Raw genomic sequence first — 21,250 nt, forward strand, 5'->3', positions numbered from 1 at the left:
TGTTATCAAAATCGATAGTAATCAAAAACCAGCTGCAATATGCTATACACACCGAAACCAGTCAATCACTACTAACTGCCTATCCCATTAACTACTTATGCAACACTTCCACCGATTGGGATAGGTTATAAGTCAAACATTCAATAGCGGAACCGGTTTACCAATCCGCTGATAAAAATCTTCAACAAACTGCTCAAGATTACCTTCTTCGATGGCTTTACGGAGCCCAGCCATCAAGCGCTGATAATACCGCAAATTATGGATAGTATTCAGCCTTGCACCCAAAATTTCGTTACAACGATCAAGATGATGCAGATATGCTCGGCTATAATTTCGGCAAGTATAACAATCACACTGTTCATCTAGCGGTGAAGTATCTTCTTTATGCTTGGCATTACGAATTTTAATGACACCTTCTGTAACAAAAAGATGACCATTGCGGGCATTACGGGTTGGCATCACGCAATCGAACATATCAATGCCACGGCGAACTCCTTCTACCAAATCTTCAGGTTTCCCTACCCCCATCAGATAACGCGGTTTATCCTGCGGGATTTGCGGACAGATATGCTCAAGAATGCGGTGCATATCTTCTTTAGGTTCCCCTACCGCTAAACCGCCTACAGCGTACCCATCAAAGCCAATCGCTACCAGACCTTTTATTGAGATGTCACGTAAATCTTCGTAAACACTACCTTGAATAATACCAAATAATGCGTTTTTATTCTGCAATTCATCGAAACGCTTACGACTACGAGCCGCCCAACGTAAGGACATTTCCATCGAACGTTTCGCATAATCCCAATCAGCAGGATATGGCGTACATTCATCAAAAATCATGACAATATCGGAACCCAAGTCATACTGGATTTCCATTGATTTTTCCGGGCTAAGGAAAACCGGTGTACCATTAATTGGGTTACGGAAATGAACACCTTCCTCTTTGATTTTACGCATCGCCCCAAGGCTAAATACCTGAAACCCTCCTGAATCTGTCAAAATTGGGCCATGCCATTGCATAAATCCATGCAAGTCACCATGAAGCTTCATTATTTCCTGCCCGGGACGCAGCCACAGGTGAAATGTATTGCCCAGCAGGATCTGCGCGCCAGTTTCTTTCACTTCTTCCGGCGTCATTCCTTTTACTGTGCCATAAGTACCAACAGGCATAAATGCCGGAGTTTCTACAACTCCACGCTCAAAAACCAAGCGACCTCGACGGGCTTGACCATCGGTAGTTTGTAATTCAAATTTCACTTAACCTCCAGGCACCAGATAAACAGTCTGATGCTGTTACTCAAAAAACATTTGAAACCAGAGCAGAGTGGGTATTTACGGACAAACAGCAATCCCGACAAAAAAATATTCAGACATATCCTTCTCAGAAATCCCCAACAACACACTCCCACTGATTACATACATTATGACAATGAATTAAGAAATTTTTTCCTCGAAAGCTAATGGATTACGACGAATAAACATGGCATCGCCGTAACTAAAAAAACGATATTTTTCTGCCACTGCTTCTTTATAAGCATTCATCGTATTTTTATAACCGGCAAATGCAGAAACCAACATAATAAGTGTCGATTCCGGCAAATGGAAATTAGTGATCAGAGCATCAACAATCTGATATTCAAAACCCGGATAAATAAAAATCCGTGTATCATCAAAAAATGGCGCAATTAATCCATCTTGACAAGCTCTTGCTGCACTTTCTAAAGAGCGGACTGACGTTGTGCCGACAGCAACAACTTTATTACCTCGCGCTTTACATGCCAGAACAGCATCAACCACATTCTCAGGTACCTCAGCATATTCAGCATGCATAACATGGTCTTCGATAGTTTCTACACGCACTGGTTGGAAAGTACCTGCGCCTACATGCAAGGTAACAAAAACCATCTCCACGCATTTTTCACGCAGAGCTTCCAATAACGGCTCATCAAAATGAAGCCCCGCCGTTGGCGCCGCTACTGCACCAGGGCGTTCACTGTATACCGTCTGATATAGCTCGCGATCCGCCTCTTCATCAGGGCGATCAATATAAGGAGGCAAAGGCATATGACCAACATTATCCAGAATGGACAGCACATCACGCTCATCATCAAAACGTATTTCGAACAGGGTATCATGGCGTGCCAGCATGGTTGCTTTAATACTCTCATTATCCCCCAGCAGCAACTCAGTTCCCTCTTTCGGCGCTTTGGAAGCACGCACATGTGCAAGTACTCGCTTGTCATCCAGAATTCGTTCAACCAGAACTTCCAGCTTACCGCCAGTGGCCTTTTGGCCAAAAATACGCGCAGGTATTACCCGGGTATTATTGAAAACCAGCAAATCTCCAGTATTCAGTTTATTGAGAACATCCGTAAAAACACCATGCGTTAACGCCCCTGTTTCACCGTCAAGAGAAAGCAGACGGCAGCCACTGCGTTGTGGTTGAGGATAACGAGCAATCATTTCGTCAGGAAGTTCAAAAGTAAAATCGGAGACACGCATTATATTTAATCATTCAGAAAAACAAGCGGACTAGTCTAGTGCCACAATTCTTAGGGTGCAACAAATAAGCACATAACTTCGCTGATTTATATTATAATTACTGGATGAATTTTCTCGCTCACCTTCATTTAGCTACGCTGGCTGAAAGTTCCTTACTAGGGAACTTAATGGCGGATTTTGTTCGTGGTAATCCAGAGGGGCAATACGACGCTGGTGTAGTTGCAGGTATTCGTATGCATCGACGGGTTGACGTATTAACAGATACCCATCCATTGGTTATTCAAGCCCGTCACTTGTTCAGTGCGCCATATCGACGGGTTGCGCCGATTACATTGGATATTATCTGGGATCACTTCCTTTCCCTGCATTGGAATAAATTGGTACCTACTTACACGTTACCCGCATTTATTCACCATGCCCGCAATCAGATAGAACCCCATCTTTACAAAACACCTGAAAAATTTCAGGAGCTGAATGAATTTTTATGGCCACAAAACTGGCTGATCCGCTATGCAGATCTTACGTTTATCGCAAATGTATTAAAGGGAATGGCTCAAAGACATCCCAAGTTATCGGCTTTATCTGGGTCATTTCAGGATATAGAACAACATTACTCTGATTTAGAAGCGCTATTCTGGCAATTTTATCCCTATATGATGAATAAAGCGGAAAATAAGGGTTTCTACTGTCCAGCTCAATAAGCCGATTTTACCTAGACATTGCTCAGGTTTACCCTATACCAAACAAAATAGCCTAATGAGATGACCTTTCAATGTGAATCCAGCTAAACCTTTGCAAAAATATCCCTATTTTCTTAAGGTAAAGAAAATAAAAATAAGGTATTGATAGGTAAAATCTATTGCAAAAATTAGTATTTTTCCCTTTATTGGTGTACGCTAATTCCTTATTCTATATCCAATTTTCACACAAACCCCGATCAAAATTACAGGAGTAAATTATGGTTCTGGTAACCCGTCCAGCCCCCGACTTTACAGCAGCAGCTGTTCTCGGTAATGGCGAAATCGTTGAAAATTTCAACCTAAAAAATCATCTGAACGGTAAGCCTGCCGTTATCTTCTTCTGGCCGATGGACTTTACTTTCGTATGTCCTTCTGAACTGATCGCATTTGACCACCGCTACGAAGAATTTAAAAAACGTGGTGTTGAAGTCGTTGGTGTTTCTTTTGATTCTGAATTCGTTCACAACGCTTGGCGTAAAACCTCTATCGAGAAAGGCGGTATTGGCGAAGTTAAATATGCGATGGTTGCTGATACTAAACGAGAAATTCAAAAATCCTACGGCATTGAGCATCCAGATGCAGGCGTAGCTCTGCGTGGTTCTTTCCTGATCGACAAAAATGGCATTGTCCGTCACCAAGTCGTTAACGATCTGCCACTGGGTCGTAACATTGACGAAATGCTGCGTATGGTTGACGCACTGCAATTCCACGAAGAGCACGGCGATGTATGCCCTGCACAGTGGGAAAAAGGTAAAGAAGGTATGAGTGCTTCTCCAGACGGAGTAGCTAAGTACTTGTCCCAAAACGCTGCTAAACTGTAAGCTCAAACGTTACCAATATTCAACCAGTTGGTTTATTCCAACTGGTTTTTTATTCTGAAATTCCTCATTTTGCCACCTAGCGCACAAAAAAACAGCCTTCCGGATAACTATCACCTCTTATAATTAAATTTACAATTGGTTAACATTAAAATTTGTACAAAAGTAAATATTTCTACTTATAAAAATCACCTCACAAAATAACAGGAGTTCTCAACATGTTGAAAACATGGAAAACACCACTGGCTATAATATCCTTACTTATCTCCTCTCATCTTTATGCAGCTTCTGAACCTGCCGTTGAAGCTAAAAATGGCATGGTTGTATCAGCTCAACATCTTGCTTCACAAGTTGGTGTGGATATTCTCAAAATAGGTGGAAATGCGATTGATGCAGCGGTTGCTGTTGGTTATGCCCAAGCCGTTGTCAACCCATGCTGTGGCAATATCGGCGGCGGTGGCTTTATGACAATTCATTTAGCTGATGGCACTGATACTTTTATTAATTTCCGCGAGACTGCCCCAAATGCAGCAAACGCAAATATGTATCTGGATAAAGCAGGCAATGTTATTAAAGGTGCCAGTTTATATGGCTATCTGGCAGTCGGTGTGCCGGGAACAGTCATGGGACTGGACAGTGCCCTGAAAAAATACGGCAAACTAAGCCGTGAACAAGTCATAGCACCCGCGATTAAGCTAGCACGTGAAGGTTTTATACTGACACGAGCAGACACCGATATTCTGGACACTACAATCGAACGTTTTCGCAAAGATCCAGAAGCGGCCCGCATTTTCCTGCGTAAAGATGGTTCCCCTTATCAACCGGGAGATAAACTGGTACAAACCGATTTATCGAATACACTGGAGTTAATTGCCAAAAAAGGGCCGGAAGCTTTCTATCATGGAGATATTCCTAAATTAGTCGCAGAAGCAGCTAAAAAATCAGGCGGTATCATCACCGAAGCCGATTTTGCCAATTATAAAATCTCAGAAACGGCACCAATCACCTGTAGCTATCGTGGGTACAAATTTATCTCTTCACCTCCACCAAGTTCAGGAGGGGTAACAATGTGTGAAACATTGAATATTCTGGAAGGCTACAACCTCAAAGAAATGGGATTCAATTCTGCTGATTATGTTCACACACTGACAGAAGCAATGCGTCATGCCTATATGGATAGAAATACTTACCTTGGCGATCCAGAATTTGTCAAAAACCCAATCGATCGCTTATTGAGTAAGAGCTATGCTGAATCTTTACGTAAAAATATAAGACCAGGGGAAGCAACAAGATCAGAAAACGTTCAACCCGGTGTTGGACCACATGAGAAACCAGAAACCACACACTACTCAATTGTAGATAGCGAAGGTAATGCAGTTTCAACCACCTATACCATTAATGGGCTGTTTGGAGCAGTTGTTATTGCACCTGGGACAGGTTTCTTCCTGAATGATGAAATGGATGATTTTACAACTAAAATTGGTGAGAAGAATCTGTATGGGCTTGTTCAGGGAGCAACGAACTCCATTGCCCCCGGTAAGCGTCCACTATCATCAATGAGTCCGACACTTGTCACTAAAGACAATAAGATATTCCTTGTACTAGGTTCCCCAGGTGGCTCTCGTATTATCTCCATCACCCTGCAAGCGGCTCTGAATATCATCGAACACGGTATGCAACCTCAAGAAGCCGTCAATAGCCCACGTATTCATCATCAATGGTTACCAGATGAAGTATATTATGAACAACGTGGTCTTTCTAAAGATTCACTGAATCTACTGGCAGAAATGGGATATAAGATGGTGGAACAAACACCATGGGGTGCCGCTGAGGTGATTATGGTTGGTTTACCGAAAGCTGCTACTTCAAATACCAATTCTTCAGGTAACGATGCTGCCGTATCGGGTCAGGTGCGTGAAAAACACTTCTATGGTGCCAATGATGTTAGACGTCCGGCAGGTGCTGCTATTGGTTACTAATAACCAATAATTCAGGAAACAAACAATCCATGTAAGAGAAAAAATTTCAAAATACCGGGATGGGATATCCTTTTCTCAGAAATCCCATCCCATATTTTCCTTAAACATCTGACAATAGCAAAAAGTCAGATAAAACAGCTCATCATTGATGAATCTGACTCTCGCGTGTACCAGAACGCCCCAGAACACGGTCATAGATACCAAACATAATCAGAATCAACAGGGATGGTGCTAACCAAGCCAACCCTTGATCAGCCAACGGTAAACGCGTTGCCCAATCTGGTAATAAGTGCACCAGCATTTCAGATGACTTGATGGCATCTAAAATACCAAACAACAGGCTAATTAACATAACTGGGGCGAGAATACGGGTGAAATTATTCCACCAACCGAAAGTGAAGCTCAGCACAATCAGAACGATACACGGTGGATAAATAGCAGTCAGTACTGGTATAGAAACCTTAATCAAATAACTCAAACCAAGGTTAGAAGCCAGCATGGAGAACACTCCAAGGATCAGCACCAGTGAACGATAAGACAGGGGCAAATAACGGCTAAAAAACTCAGCACACGCACAAGTTAACCCAACTGCCGTCACCATACAGGCGACAAAAATCAGTACAGCCAAGAAAATACTGCCCACACTACCAAAAGTATGCTGAACATAGGCATGCAAAATTACAGCGCCGTTCTCTGCATGAGGAACTAATGCACCAATACCCGAACCCAGTTTAAACAGAGACAGATAAACCAGCACCAGACCAATCCCGGCAATCAATCCTGCCCACATCGCATAACGAGTCAATAATGAAGATGAAGCAACACCTCTTGAACGCGCGGCATTAACAATGACAATACCAAATACCATAGCCCCCAAGGTATCCATCGTCAGATAACCATTAACAAAACCACTAGAGAATGGGATTTGCTGATAAACATCAATTGCAGGAATTGAACTACCCGCTGGCCAAAGTAAAGCAGCAACACCAAGTATGCCTAGCGCTAACATTTTAATTGGTGCTAGCACATGCCCAACCGTATCAAGTAAACGGCCTGGGTAAAGCGAGACAGCAATCACCAAAGTAAAATAGATTAGACTGTAAATAAAAAGCGGTAATTCACCTGAACCGGTAAGAGGAGCAATCCCCACTTCAAAAGAGACCGTTGCAGTACGTGGAGTTGCAAATAAAGGACCAACAGCCAGATAACACACCGTAGCAAGCAACAAACCAGCTGCTTTACCAATTGGTGAACTCAGCTCTTCAATACCTCCGCCTACTTTTGCCAACGCGATGATTGTAATGACTGGTAGACCAACCGCAGTGGTTAGAAAGCCTAATGCCGCCAGCCAAACATATTCACCCGATTGCAATCCCACCATAGGCGGAAAAATAATATTTCCGGCTCCCACAAATAGGGCAAAAGTCATAAACCCTAATGCCCAAATATCCTTAGATGATAAACGATGTGTCATAATGATTATTAATGTTTTTTTACCATTTTAATGGTTTGAATAGTATAAATACCACCAATAATTAGGCACATATTGGCAATATTGAACCCCAATTTAACGATTTATTATCAAAATAATATTCACTGGTATCTGTTAAATACAGAATTATAGTAACTATTATAGACAGAATCGCCAGCAACTGCCCACAAGTAAAACTTTTATAGTGCTAGAAGGCAATAGATAAACCAGAATGCAGAACTATATACCACACTCTTTTTTAAATTCAGTGATTGCTGTTAGCTATCATTGAATACACACTATATGATTTGTGTTTTTTTTGACCTGATAAGCTAATGATTAATTGCGGAGGTTAATTATTACTTTTAATCAAACCATCCTTATCTCTTTTACCGGTTATTTTAGTCGGTACAATCAGTCCTATCGGTAAAGTAAAACTGAAGGTTGTTCCTCGCCCTATTTCACTGAGGACTTCAAGATGAGAATGGTGATGATGTAAGGCATGTTTAACAATAGCAAGACCGAGGCCACTTCCTCCCGTTTGCCTGGAACGGGCCTTATCTACCCGATAGAAACGTTCAGTTAAACGAGGTAAATGTTCAGCACTGATACCCTGCCCATTGTCTTTCACTGCAAACTCAGCGCTATGGGAATTCTTTTTCCAACTGACATCAATCTGAGTCCCTTCCGGGGTATGGTTTATAGCATTATAAACCAGATTCGACATCGCACTGCGTAGCTGCTCTTCATTACCAAAAACTTTCAATTCTTCACTAATATTGAAATTAATTTTATAACATCCATTACCAAGCGCCGTCGCTTCCTGACGCAATACCTTCAGCATCAAAGGCACATCAACTATTTCATTCATATCAATCTGAGGAGCGACTTCGATTTTAGACAACTGCAATAATTGCTTCACCAAACTGTCCAGCCTCCGGGCTTGCTCCTGCATGGTATTCAACATTTTCTTGTTCAGCGAACCACTTACATCCTGATCCTGCATCACTTCCAAATAACCCTGCAATACAGTTAGAGGAGTACGCATTTCATGGCTGACATTTGCAAAAAAATCACGGCGGGCATTTTCTAATGTTCGTTTCTGTGTCACATCTCTGGCAAGCATTAATAATTGCCCTTTAGAGTAAGGCATAACTCGGAACTCAACAGTGAAGCCATTATTTAATTCGATCGATAACGGACGTGAAAAATCCCGGGAAAGAACATATCGGTTAAAATCAGGATAGCGGAGTAAATTAAAAATATGCTGCCCATTGTCTTCAGGCCAGCGGAACCCGAGTAAATGTTGTGCTAAGCGGTTACACCAAAAAATGTTACCCTCAGTTGTCATCATAACAATGGCATCTGGCAATGACTCAGCCCCACTACGAAAACGTTTGATCAAAAGAGCCAGTTCACGACGTCGCTTCCGATTTCGTTGCTGCATCTGGTAAATACCATAAAAAATGGGCTCCCATCCCCCTCTTCCCGAAGGTGGTAACATACTGCGATCCAACCATAACCAATCCGAAAGTTTCAGTAAGTTATAGCCATGCCATATCAGCACCAAAAATACCGAAACAAACAAACACCAAGCTAAGTGCCCAATAAACATCGATAAAATTAAGGCAGGTAAACAGAAAAGAAACAGTTCTGAAAGCAGTTTCTTCCAAGATAAACGTTCTAACACATCAGATCCTCCGGTGCGCGGACTTAGTAACGGGTAGAAAAACGATAACCAGTACCACGAACAGTCTGTACCATTTTATCATGACCACCGATTTCTAATACTTTACGTAAACGACGAATATGCACATCGACAGTTCTGTCTTCGACATAAACATTTGCTCCCCAAACATAATTGAGCAACTGTTCACGGCTGTAGACCCGTTCAGGATGAGTCATAAAGAAGTGCAGTAATTTAAATTCAGTCGGCCCCATCTCCAGCACTTGATCCTGGCTAGTCACCCGATGAGAAGTTGCATCCAAAATCAGGCCATCCATTTCAATGATATCTTCCATCATCATGGGTGAAATACGCCGCAATACCGCTTTAACTCTGGCAACCAACTCTTTAGGGGAGAAAGGCTTGGTTATATAATCGTCTGCCCCGACATCCAGACCACGAACCCGATCTTCCTCTTCACCACGGGCCGTCAACATCATCACTGGAATATCTCGAACATTATTATCTCGTTTCATTTGCTTTATTATCTGCAAACCAGAACCACCCGGGATCATCCAATCCAGCAACACCAAATCAGGATAGGGTTCAGATAAACATGCCAACGCTGAATCGTAATCCTCCGCTTCTACCGGCTGATACCCATTTTTTTCCAATACAAAACAAACCATCTCACGGATTGGAGTTTCATCTTCAACTACCAGAATACGTCTTGTCATGGGCAATCCTGTTAATCTATTGAGATAAGCGCTACTTAATTTTAAAAAGTATTATGCGTCAGTTTTATGACAAATTTATGAAATCCTGCCTCCGTTATCCCCCGCCTGCAATCTGTTTCGCAATAATTAATTTAACAATTGTCATTTTCATAATGAAATGAGAAGCGGCTCGGAGATATATTCACGAAATCAGATTTAAGAATGATATCCAGATTACAGTCGTTATAATCATCTTTCACCTTAACGAATTGCGGGGAATTATGCGCATTATTCACACCTCTGACTGGCATCTTGGCCAATATTTTTTTACAAAAAGCCGAGCCGCTGAACATAAACATTTTCTGCATTGGTTGATTGAACAGATTAAAAATTACCAGGTCGATGCATTGATTGTTGCCGGAGATGTGTTTGATACCGGCTCACCTCCCAGCTACGCCCGTGAATTGTACAATCGCTTTGTTGTTGAACTGCAACCTACTGGCTGTCAGTTAATTATCCTTGGAGGTAATCATGATTCAGTAGCAACGTTGAATGAATCCAAGGAACTACTTTCCTGCCTGAATACCACCGTCATCGCCAATGCTGAAGAAGATCCACAAAAACAGATAAAAATACTAAACACTCAGGAAGGCAATACCGGGGCAATCCTCTGTGCAATCCCTTTTCTGCGACCAAGGGATATTATGACCAGCCAGGCGGGCCAGTCAGGCGAACAAAAACAACTGGCATTACAGGAAGCCATTGCAGAACACTACAATCGACTCTATCAGCAAGCTTGTGAATTACGTGATCAACTGAGTTTACCCTTACCTATCATCGCAACTGGACATCTGACCACCGTTGGCGCCTCTGTCACAGATTCAGTCCGGGATATTTATATTGGTACACTTGATGCCTTCCCTGCGCAAGCTTTCCCGCCAGTAGACTATATTGCACTTGGGCATATTCACCGGCCACAAATTGTCGCTAAATCTGAACATATTCGCTATAGCGGCTCCCCCATTCCACTCAGTTTTGATGAAGTGGGGCAGGAAAAAAGTGTCTGCTTAGTGGAATTTGCTCAAGGCAAGCTAGAATCCATTAAACTTTTACCCGTTCCTCAATATCAGCCTATACAACTTATCAGAGGCAACCTGCAACAAATTGAGCAACAGTTACAGACTCTTAATGATTATAAAGGTGAGCAACCTGTTTGGTTGGATATCGAAGTTGCAACACAAGATTACCTCCATGATATCCAGAAAAGAGTTCAATTAATGGTTGCAGAACTTCCGGTAGAAGTCATTCTGCTACGACGTGCCAAAACACAACGACAAAATATGTTGACGAAAGAGAACAGAGAAACCCTAACAGAACTCAGCGTTAACGAAGTTTTTGCCCGGAGGCTTGAGCAAACAGAACTTAACGATGAAGAACATAAAAAACGTCTGACCACTCTTTTCGAACAAACCCTGAATGATATCTATATGCCTCGCGACGGCAAGGGAACGAATCCCCAAGAGTATAGATAACTATGTGACTGGGGTAAGTGAAAGCAGCCAACAAAGAGGCAACTTGAAAGATAACGGGTATATCAGAATAAAAATAAGGAGGAACAGACATGAAGATACTGAGTCTACGGCTAAAAAACATTAATTCATTACAAGGTGAATGGAAAATTAATTTCACAGCAGAACCGTTTGCCAGTAATGGTCTGTTCGCAATAACCGGCCCTACCGGGGCAGGTAAAACCACCTTACTGGATGCTATCTGCCTTGCGCTTTACCACAAAACACCACGCCTGACGACAATTTCTACTTCACAAAATGAACTGATGACCCACCACACAGCAGAATCATTGGCTGAGGTTGAATTTGAAGTGAAAGGTGTCGCCTATCGCGCTTTCTGGAGCCAACGGCGAGCGCGTAATCAACCCGACGGTAACCTGCAAACGCCCAAAGTCGAACTCGCATGCAAAGAGGACGGCAAAATCCTAGCTGATAAAATTCAGGATAAGGAAGAGAAAGTCACTGAAATTACCGGATTGGATTATGGCCGTTTCACCAAATCCATGTTGTTATCCCAAGGCGACTTTGCCGCGTTCCTCAATGCTAAAGCGAATGAACGGGCTGATTTATTGGAAGAATTAACCGGTACTGAAATTTACAGTATTTTATCTCAGCAAATTTACCAGCAATACAAAGAAGCACAATCAGATCTGGGGATTTTGCAAGCCAAAGCATCTGCCATTGATTTACTAACAGAAGAACAACATCAACAATATCTGGAACAACAGCAACAACTCATACATTCTGAATCACAACTGAATCAGCAGATAAAAACACTGCAACATTCAGAGCAATGGTTAACTCGTGAAGAAGAGTTCCAGAAATTTGTGACTGAAAATAATGCGGCTTTACAACAAGCAGAAAAAGCACTTACCCATGCAGAACCGCAGCTCCAAAAACTGGCAAACAGTGAACCAGCAGAAACACTTCGTCCATTATTGGATAACAAAAACCGAACTCAATCTGAACACCAGAGAATCAGTAAACAGTTGGAAGATATGCGTCAGCAACTTCATCAACGGCAGCAAACTCTCACACCGATACAGCAAAAAGTGACTAACGCAGACTCTGCCAGAGAAGCACATCAACAACATCGGCAACAACAAGAAGAACTGATATCAGAGCAAGTGATTCCATTGGATCATCAAATTGATATTCAGAGTAGAGATCTGAACCTTACTCAACAACACATTAACGAACAGAAAACAGAGTTTGAAAATACTAATCAGCAATACAACGTGGCAAACCAACATTCCCTGTCATTAACCAGCCAAAGAAAACAACTGGAAAATTATTTTGAGCAGCAACCTCATCATCAATATTTCGGTGAAAAAATTACTTTTTGGCAACACCAATTCTCCTGGTGGCAAGAACAGCAACAACAGATTAATCATCAGACCCAAAAAGCAGGAAAACTCACCACCGAGATCACACAATTCACCGATAACCTGAATAAGCAACAAAAAGATTTAAAACAACAGATTGAAAATAGCCAACCACTGAAACTGGCATTTGAACAAGCAGAGCAGCAATTCTTTAATCTGCAAAAGCAATATTCACAGGAAAAATTAAAAAAACAATTAATTGAATATCAGCAGCAACTGACTCTACAACATAAATTGGAGGTATTGTCCCCTCAGATCCTGCAATTACAAACAACTATTGCCAGTAACAATATTCGCTTACAACAACCAGAAAAATTATTAAAAGAACTACCTATTCAAATGGAAGTTGCTGATAAACAACTTTCAGAAAAACAGCAACATCTGGAAGATCTTTCTCAACGTATTCATTTAGAACAAAAGATTGTCAGTCTGGAAAAAGAACGAGCACAACTTAAGGAAGGCGACCCTTGCCCTCTTTGCGGCTCTGAACATCATCCAGCTATTCAAGCTTATCAAAATATTGAATTGCCAAAATCAGAACAACGGCTAAAAGATTTACGTCAGCAATCTGAAGAACTGCAAACGACCAAAATATCGTTGGTCAATAAAAAAGAATTCCAACAACAACAATACAATCATATTTTGCAAGAAATTGCAGATGCTGAACTACAACTGAATTCATTGACTCAACAATGGCAACAAACTTGTGAAATATTACAAACTGAAATTTCTCCGTTAGATAAACCAGCACTTGAAGCATTTGTGCAACAGAACAGGTCGGCTTATCAGCTCTACCAGACTCAATTAACCGAATTTGAACTGGCAGAAAAAGAGTATCAAAAAACAGAAAAAACACTGACAGTGCATAAAGAACACATTAAAGAAATTGAGCAAAGAATTAAACTGGATAAACAACAACATAATGCCTTGAAAAAATATCTATCTGAACTACAACCAGAGATACAACACCAGCGGCACAAGCTAAGTGATGTTATTGAAAAAATGAGTTCGGAATTACAAGAATATGATTTATCACTGCCAATTCTGAATGATGCTGAAAACTGGCTACAACAACGTAGAAATGAGTGGCAGATATATCAAAACTGCCGGGAAAACTGGCAACAGCTCCAAAAAGAACAAGCTGTCATTCAAAATCAGATTGAATCGTTGAATAAACAGAAAGAAGAATACGCATCCCATTTAAACGTACTTCATCAAAAAGAGCAGCAACAAAAACAGCGACTCGAAAAAACACAACAACAGCGCCAAAAGCTATTTGGTGAGCAATCCGTTGCGAAAATAACTCAGGCACTACAGCAACATTCTCAGAAACTAGAAGAAGAATACAAGCAGGCATTGTCACATTTTCAACAAGCACAATCTCACATTAACCAACTTACCGGTGCAATTTATGAGACAGAAAAAAACTGTAACCAAGCTGATCACCAAAGACAGCTGGCAGAACAAAATTTCACTTCTGCATTAACCGAAAGCATCTTTGCAGATCAAATTACCTTTGAAGCAGCGCTGTTATCACAAGAACAACGTAAGGAATTGCAACAACGCAAAGAACAGCTTGAACAACAACAAGTGCAGGCCAAAACCTTGTGTCAGAAAGCAGCAGAAGCCCTACAACAACACCTGAAAAATCGCCCCAAGTTGCTTGATCAATATACAAAACCACAACTCATTGAACAGTTGGAAAATATCACTGAAGAATTGAAAAGAAACACACTGCAACAAGGGGAATTGAGAAACCTACTTAGTAATGATGCAGCACGCCGTCAACAGCAAAAATCCTTGTTAGAAGAAATCAACCATTGCCGACAAAATTATGATGACTGGAGCTACCTTAATAACCTGATTGGCTCAGCAGATGGCGCTAAATTCCGCCGTTTTGCCCAAGGTCTGACGCTGGATCATCTGGTTCATCTTGCCAATCAACGACTGAACAAACTCCACGGACGCTACTATTTGCAACGCAAAAATAGTGACGGACTTGAACTGCAAGTCGTTGATACCTGGCAAGCCGATGCCATCCGTGATACCAAAACACTTTCCGGTGGCGAAAGTTTTCTGGTCAGCCTCGCGCTAGCTTTAGCTTTATCTGATTTGGTCAGCAATAAAACCTGTATTGATTCACTATTTCTGGATGAAGGCTTTGGCACACTTGATCCAGAAACCCTGGATATTGCTCTTGATGCTTTGGATAATCTGAATGCTTCCGGGAAAACGATCGGCGTCATAAGCCACGTCGAAGCCATGAAAGAACGTATTCCTGTACAGATCAAGGTGAAAAAAATTAACGGACTTGGGATAAGTAAACTCGCACCTGAATTTCGTTATACCAGACAGTGAGTAAAAAAAGAGCAAAGTACTTAAGTGAGCAAGCAGAGGAGCTATGAAATCCTGTTTGCTCAATACATTACTCCTATATTATCGTTTTCATTCAAGGACTATCTCAGCAGGCATCATTAACAAAATAGCCTGATAAAATAGGTTGTTGATTATTTTTTACTGACATCAACGATGCGAACTTGTGTAGGATAAGCAACGGGTGATTTCTCAGCGAAATATTTCACCACCGCATCAACATCCAGCACGCTATATACAGGATCTGTCCCCTCTTTGAATACAGAGAAGCTACTTCCCCCCATTGCCAGATATTCGTTAGCTACCACACGGTATTTTCCACTTAATTCAACGGGTTTACCGTTGATTTTCATGGAGCTGACAATAACACGATCGCCAGCGGGTTTAGCGCTATCCCATTGATATTGGAAGCCGTTAGAAACTGCCAAAACCTGCGGACTTGAACGATCCCATTGTTGTTCCAGCAAGTGTTTAATTTGCTCACCCGTCAGAGTTTGGGTCAACAACACATTGGAGAACGGCTGAACAGTGTAGATAGCATTGTAAGTTACCTCACCGGCAGTCATGTCAGCACGAATACCGCCGCTATTCATAAATGCAATTTGGGCACCGCCGCTCTCTTTTGGTGTCGCGGTATATAAATGCGCATCTGCAATTACTTTACCCAGAGAAGACTCATCAGAACTATTGGTTTGCCTATCCAGATTGCACTCCAACTTACCAATCACCCGGTTTTCCAATGGCGTAGCTATTTTTTCATATGCATTCAGTACATTAGTCACTTCTGGATCTTTTTCATATTTAAGGTTATCGACCCAAACGTTTTTCGTTTCAAAATCAACAACATCTTTAGTCGTTTTATCCAGCTTCAAATCCAGAGTAGTTATTAACGAACCGTTAGCCTGTGCAGAAGTGACTGGCTTACCGTTAATCACACAGTTATATGCCTGATGCGTATGGCCAGTAATGATAAAGTCAACTTCCTTGTCCAGTTGGTCAACAATGTCCAACACCTTACCGGTTATATCATTACAAGCGTTCACATCAATATTGCCGCCATCATGTTTCTGTGCAGCACCTTCATGAATTAGCACCCCGATTGCTTTAACACCTTTTTTCTGTAACTCAGGTACTAATGCGTTAATGGTCTTAACTTCATTAGCAAAACTTAGTCCTTCAGTTCCTTTTGGTGTCACGATTTCTGGCGTACCTTCCAGAGTCAGACCAATAAAGGCAACTGGAATACCTTCAAACTCTTTAATAGCATATTCAGGAAACAAAGTTTTACCTGTTTCATTAACTGTTACATTTGCTGCCAGATACTGGAATTTCGCCCCAGTAAATGGGTTTGGTCCCTGACAACCCGTTACCGGATGGCAGCCTCCATGCTGTTTACGCAACAGCTCATCTTTACCCTTATCAAATTCATGATTACCAACAGCTGTCGCTTCCAAACCGACCTGAGACAGCGTTTCAATCGTTGGTTCATCATGGAATAAAGAAGATAATAATGGGCTTCCGCCAATCATATCGCCAGCACCAACCATGATATTGTTAGCTTTTTCTTTCTTCAGCTCTTTAATCAACGTGGACATATGTTCAATGCCACCCGGCTCGTTTGGACCCCGCGCCTTCAACGCACCATGGAAGTCATTAATAGCCAGAACACGAACATCAACCACACCAACTTCATCGTGACCAGATTTAGTGACACACCCTGCCAATAGAACACTACCAACTGCAATAGCAAGCAATTTGTATTTATAACTCATAATGTTACTCCTTGGTCTTAAGCTCACGCTTTGGGCAATCAATCACTGTGAATTCTTTGTTATAGCAAATGTAAAATTCATCGCGATTGATCTGAATAGTTTTACCCTTCAATGACGGATTATTTTCCTGGAGAAACTTAATTAACTGTTCGTTAGATAGACGACTATTTGGCAATACCAACCTATTAAACAATTCCTGCTGTTTACTGAAAAATTGATTTGGCGTTTCGAACGCGCAGACTCCATGTTTTTCCCATTCGCCTTGCAGCAAATCTGCACCTGGAGAAGTGCACAGATAAGGTTTAATCACCTGATAATCCAATTGTGGCAAATCCCCCTTGCACAGACGTGGATGTTTGCGAACATCAGACCAATCACGGCACTGATCCATAGTTTTGCCATCACACGACTGCGCCCACAAGCCATGAAGTATCCAGGCAAATTTATTTTCTGAGAAACATTGCAGTTCAAATTTTTCATATTCACGCTGCCACTTGGCAATCTTGTTACTATTTCGCAGGCGCTTGATCTCATTCTTTTTGTTGTCACAGAACGCCGGAGAATAGTTAATCGCTAGTTTGAAGTAATCTGTCACTGCTATTGCGTTCTGACCATAACGGTCATTTTTCGCAATGTGATCATAATTTGCTGGCGTGTTAGCTGGCAGTAAACAAGAAACCTCTTCCTCCAGTTGTGATTCGAAAGGTTCAATCACTTCTGGTTGTTTCGCACAACCAGCAATCAACAAAACGAATACTACCGACAATAAGTTAAAGAAACGCATCATATTCCTTACGGGAAATCATTTCCCTGCTGTGGGTAAAAAAGCAAAAACCAGCCCAAACAGAGGGCAGGTGGTTATTAAAATTATTTTTTTTCAGTTAGATCAATTTGATACACTGCAAAACCAACATCATCATTTTCCAGATATTTCACTGGGTATTGGGAAAACTCTTTGATGAATTTCGCTGCTTTCTCTCCGGGAGATGTTTCGAAACGGATATCCAGTTTCTTGTCAGTTTTAATCGGCATAATGGACCAATTATTATCCACTTTGGTCTCTACTATCCCTTTTTCTTTAGACACTTTGACAATGTAAGAAGCCAGGATAGTGCGATTCTCATCTGGTGATGCAAATGCAATATTATTTTCACCTGTACCAGCAAATTTACCGCCATATGCACGGTAATTATTGGTAGCAATCAGGAAATTAGCGTTAGGATCGATTGGTTTACCTTGATAAGTCACATCCTTGATACGGTTAGCCCCTTGATTGATGACCTGACAATCCACGTCATATTTAGCTGGCTGAGTTATGTCAATTTTATAATTCACACCACTAATCGTATCGAAGTTATAAGTACGGAAACCGCTCCAATTCAACAAATACTGGGGTTGAGTAGAATTTGGATCGATTTGGTTATACATGCCGGCAGAACATTCCAACCATTCAGTCACATCTGCCCCGGTTGCCTTCACAACAGCCAATGTGTTTGGGTACAGATACAGATCCGCTGCGTTACGGAACGTCAGATCGCCTTTTTCAACTTCAACAAAGTCTGCTGGCGCATTCTTACGACCACCGACCTTGAATGGAGCCGCTGCGGCCAAAACAGGAATATCGGCTAAATCAGGATCACCCTGAATGAAACGCCGTGTGTAATCTGCCTGCGCATCATTCACGATCTGCACTGTTGGATCGCTTTGGATCAAAGCCAAATAGCTGTACATATTGGCAGAGGCTTTACCAATAAATTGGCCAACAAAATTCTGAGTTCCCCGATGGGCTTCATCGATAATTTTGACTAATTCACTATCGCGTTCAACCAATGCCTTTTTATTTATTTTGTCATAAATCGGACGTGCTTCAGCTTTTGCTTCCGTCACCTTCCATGACCCGCCATCATTGTTGATAACCAGATCAACAACGCCCAAATGATCTCCCCACTGACCTGGCATAACTGCCGGAATACCGTTAATTGTGCCGCTGGCAACATCAACGCCTTGAATACCCGCAAATTCCTTACTTGGAAACACACCATGCGCGTGACCAAACATAATCGCATCAATGCCAGTGACTTCACTCAAGTAATAAACCGAGTTTTCAGCCATTGCTTTATATGGATCTTTGGAAAAACCAGAGTGAGGAATCGCGACAATCAAATCTGCGCCCTCTTTTTTCATTTGAGGAACAAATTTTTTCGCGGTTTCAGTAATATCGTTAACCACGACTTTTCCGTCCAGATTGGCCTTATCCCAAATAGAAATCTGTGGCGGTACAAAGCCGATATAACCGATCTTAATGGTGTGAGTTTTACCATCCCGATCTTTAACAGATGTATCAACGATAATATAAGGAGTGAAATAGTTCTTACCGGTTTTAGCATCCAAGATATTGGCATTGATATACGGGAATTTCGACCCAGCAATAACCTTCTTCAAATAATCTAAGCCAAAATTAAACTCATGGTTACCAAAGTTACCCACGGTATAACCCATCGTATTCATTAACTGATGCGCCGGATGAGATTCTCCTTTTTTAAGGCCCTTGGCTGCCATGTAATCCGCTAGTGGACTGCCTTGAATCAGGTCACCGTTATCGACCAGAATGGTGTTGGTGGCTTCTGCTTTGGCTGCTTTAATTAAGTTCGCTGTACGTATCAAACCAAATTGTTCAGTGAGTTTATCTTTAAAGTAATCGAAATCAATCAAATTACTATGAACATCAGATGTTTCCATTACCCGCAAATCAACTGTTGCAGCATTGACATTGAATGCGACCAATAAGGCTAATGTTGAGACTTTCGACACATTCTTAACCATTTCACACCTCTTTTTAGATTAATGCAGGAAAGCCTTGATGACTTTCCTTACAACTTTCAACTTAGAAGTACAGACACGCTTCTGTTGCCAAAATAGTCCGTTTTTACCTTATAAGCTGGATTGTCACTGCGCGCATCATCATATTCCGTTACAACGAACAAACGCAGGCTATTGTACTGAGAAACTGAAAAACGTTTATCTAAACCAACAAGGTAAGCTTGTTTTTTATAATTAAAGGTATTCGCATTTTCATCACACAGAGAGTCACCCGTATACCCAAACCAAAGCAGACTTTCATTCAGGATAAATTGACACAAGATACTAGGGCTTAACTCTGCGATTCGCTATCATGCTGCCTTATGTTTGAGATGCTCACCGATTAAATGAGCAAAAATATGGGGTAACTTCATGTTGTGGTTCAAAAATTTAATGATTTACCGTTTAAACCGGGAAATTTCACTTTCTGCGGATGAGCTGGAAAAACAATTGAGTCCGTTAGCATTCACCCCATGCGGTAGTCAGGATATGGCGAAAACAGGCTGGGTGCCGCCAATGGGGTCGAACAGTGACGCTTTCACTCATGTTGCGAATAATCAAATCCTGATTTGTGCCCGCAAAGAAGAAAAGATGCTGCCTTCACCGGTTATCAAACAGGCACTACAGGCAAAAATTGAAAAACTGGAAGGAGAGCAACATCGCAAGCTTAAAAAAACAGAGAAAGATTCTCTGAAAGATGAAATATTGCATACTCTGTTACCACGAGCATTTAGCCGATTCAGTCAAACTTATATTTGGATCGATATCGCCAATAATCTGATTATTATTGATGCTGCTAGTGCCAAACGGGCTGAAGATAATCTGGCATTACTGAGAAAAAGTATTGGTTCTTTACCAGTCGTTCCCCTGACATTTAAAGACCCGATAGAATTAACACTGACAGAATGGGTACGTTCCGGAGATTTACCTACGGGCTTTGCTTTAATGGACGAAGCCGAATTAAAAACCATTCTGGAAGAAGGTGGCGTAATCCGCTGTAAAAAACAGGATTTGGTTTCCGACGAAATCGCCACGCACATAGAAGCCGGTAAATGTGTCACTAAATTGGCTCTTGATTGGGAAGAACGTATTCAGTTTATGTTGTCAGATGATGGTGCTTTTAAACGCATAAAATTCAGTGATACGTTGAGAGAACAAAATGATGATATTGACCGAGAAGATTTTGCCCAACGATTTGATGCTGATTTTATTTTAATGACCGGTGAATTAAGTGCACTGATTAAAAGTACCATTGAAGCATTAGGTGGCGAAGCAGAAAAATAACCAGACAACTCACACAATAATCGCCAGTCTATTGCTCGTTCTCCCTTACTGGCGATAATATCTGTCTGTTTAAGAACCAATAATAACGTTAAAACTATTTACGGTAACCCGCTCAAT

General features: G+C 41.5%; 14 protein-coding genes. 6 read left to right on the forward strand and 8 right to left on the reverse strand.

What is annotated here, in order from left to right; genetic code table 11:
- Positions 1-132 precede the first annotated feature (132 nt).
- Positions 133-1,257 carry a tRNA guanosine(34) transglycosylase Tgt gene (gene tgt, locus C5469_RS10865; protein ID WP_166306013.1) on the reverse strand — a complete coding sequence of 375 codons (1,125 nt, stop codon included), beginning with the start codon at positions 1,255-1,257 and terminating at the stop codon, positions 133-135.
- 177 nt (positions 1,258-1,434) lie between these two features.
- The gene (gene queA / locus C5469_RS10870; RefSeq protein ID WP_166306016.1) at positions 1,435-2,502 is read right to left on the reverse strand and encodes a tRNA preQ1(34) S-adenosylmethionine ribosyltransferase-isomerase QueA; all 1,068 of its coding nucleotides are present in this window, start codon (positions 2,500-2,502) and stop codon (positions 1,435-1,437) included.
- 104 nt (positions 2,503-2,606) lie between these two features.
- Here queA and C5469_RS10875 point away from each other — a divergent pair, with 104 nt between their 5' ends.
- The 3 genes from C5469_RS10875 (at position 2,607) to ggt (ending at position 6,039) form a co-directional block, all read left to right on the forward strand.
- Positions 2,607-3,203, forward strand: a complete 597-nt coding sequence (locus C5469_RS10875; RefSeq protein WP_166306019.1) for an acyl carrier protein phosphodiesterase — start codon at positions 2,607-2,609, stop codon at positions 3,201-3,203.
- Positions 3,204-3,460: 257 nt separating this feature from the next.
- Positions 3,461-4,063: a peroxiredoxin C gene (locus C5469_RS10880; protein WP_054480435.1), complete on the forward strand. Its 603-nt coding sequence runs from the start codon at positions 3,461-3,463 to the stop codon at positions 4,061-4,063.
- 215 nt (positions 4,064-4,278) lie between these two features.
- Positions 4,279-6,039 carry a gamma-glutamyltransferase gene (ggt, locus tag C5469_RS10885; protein WP_166306022.1) on the forward strand — a complete coding sequence of 587 codons (1,761 nt, stop codon included), beginning with the start codon at positions 4,279-4,281 and terminating at the stop codon, positions 6,037-6,039.
- Positions 6,040-6,181: 142 nt separating this feature from the next.
- Here the strand turns inward: ggt and brnQ are convergent, their stop codons facing one another.
- The 3 genes from brnQ to phoB all read right to left on the reverse strand — a co-directional run bounded on the left by brnQ (position 6,182) and on the right by phoB (position 9,913).
- Entirely contained in the window at positions 6,182-7,513 is a 1,332-nt protein-coding gene (brnQ, locus tag C5469_RS10890) for a branched-chain amino acid transport system II carrier protein (RefSeq protein WP_166306025.1), read from the reverse strand.
- 349 nt (positions 7,514-7,862) lie between these two features.
- The gene (phoR, locus tag C5469_RS10895) at positions 7,863-9,200 is read right to left on the reverse strand and encodes a phosphate regulon sensor histidine kinase PhoR (protein ID WP_166306030.1); all 1,338 of its coding nucleotides are present in this window, start codon (positions 9,198-9,200) and stop codon (positions 7,863-7,865) included.
- 23 nt (positions 9,201-9,223) lie between these two features.
- Positions 9,224-9,913, reverse strand: a complete 690-nt coding sequence (phoB, locus tag C5469_RS10900) for a phosphate regulon transcriptional regulator PhoB (RefSeq protein ID WP_166306033.1) — start codon at positions 9,911-9,913, stop codon at positions 9,224-9,226.
- A 260-nt stretch (positions 9,914-10,173) separates the two neighbouring features.
- Between phoB and sbcD the strand changes: the two genes are divergently transcribed.
- Together sbcD and C5469_RS10910 are read left to right on the forward strand one after the other, a co-directional pair.
- Positions 10,174-11,424, forward strand: coding sequence for an exonuclease subunit SbcD (sbcD, locus tag C5469_RS10905; RefSeq protein WP_166306036.1), 1,251 nt, complete (start codon positions 10,174-10,176; stop codon positions 11,422-11,424).
- Between the two features lie 89 nt (positions 11,425-11,513).
- Positions 11,514-15,203 (forward strand): SbcC/MukB-like Walker B domain-containing protein, encoded by a 3,690-nt coding sequence (locus tag C5469_RS10910; RefSeq protein WP_166306039.1) that lies wholly within the window; start codon positions 11,514-11,516, stop codon positions 15,201-15,203.
- Positions 15,204-15,352: 149 nt separating this feature from the next.
- Here the strand turns inward: C5469_RS10910 and C5469_RS10915 are convergent, their stop codons facing one another.
- The 3 genes from C5469_RS10915 to C5469_RS10925 form a co-directional block, all read right to left on the reverse strand.
- Positions 15,353-16,990: a bifunctional metallophosphatase/5'-nucleotidase gene (locus tag C5469_RS10915; protein WP_166306042.1), complete on the reverse strand. Its 1,638-nt coding sequence runs from the start codon at positions 16,988-16,990 to the stop codon at positions 15,353-15,355.
- Positions 16,991-16,994: 4 nt separating this feature from the next.
- Positions 16,995-17,774 carry a ribonuclease T2 family protein gene (locus C5469_RS10920; protein ID WP_166306045.1) on the reverse strand — a complete coding sequence of 260 codons (780 nt, stop codon included), beginning with the start codon at positions 17,772-17,774 and terminating at the stop codon, positions 16,995-16,997.
- An 83-nt stretch (positions 17,775-17,857) separates the two neighbouring features.
- Complete coding sequence (locus C5469_RS10925) at positions 17,858-19,813, reverse strand: bifunctional 2',3'-cyclic-nucleotide 2'-phosphodiesterase/3'-nucleotidase (protein WP_166306048.1); 1,956 nt, start codon at positions 19,811-19,813, stop codon at positions 17,858-17,860.
- A 408-nt stretch (positions 19,814-20,221) separates the two neighbouring features.
- Here C5469_RS10925 and rdgC point away from each other — a divergent pair, with 408 nt between their 5' ends.
- Complete coding sequence (gene rdgC / locus C5469_RS10930) at positions 20,222-21,133, forward strand: recombination-associated protein RdgC (RefSeq protein WP_166306051.1); 912 nt, start codon at positions 20,222-20,224, stop codon at positions 21,131-21,133.
- Positions 21,134-21,250: the final 117 nt, after the last annotated feature.

Source organism: Photorhabdus cinerea (assembly GCF_011189575.1).
GTDB lineage: Bacteria > Pseudomonadota > Gammaproteobacteria > Enterobacterales > Enterobacteriaceae > Photorhabdus > Photorhabdus cinerea.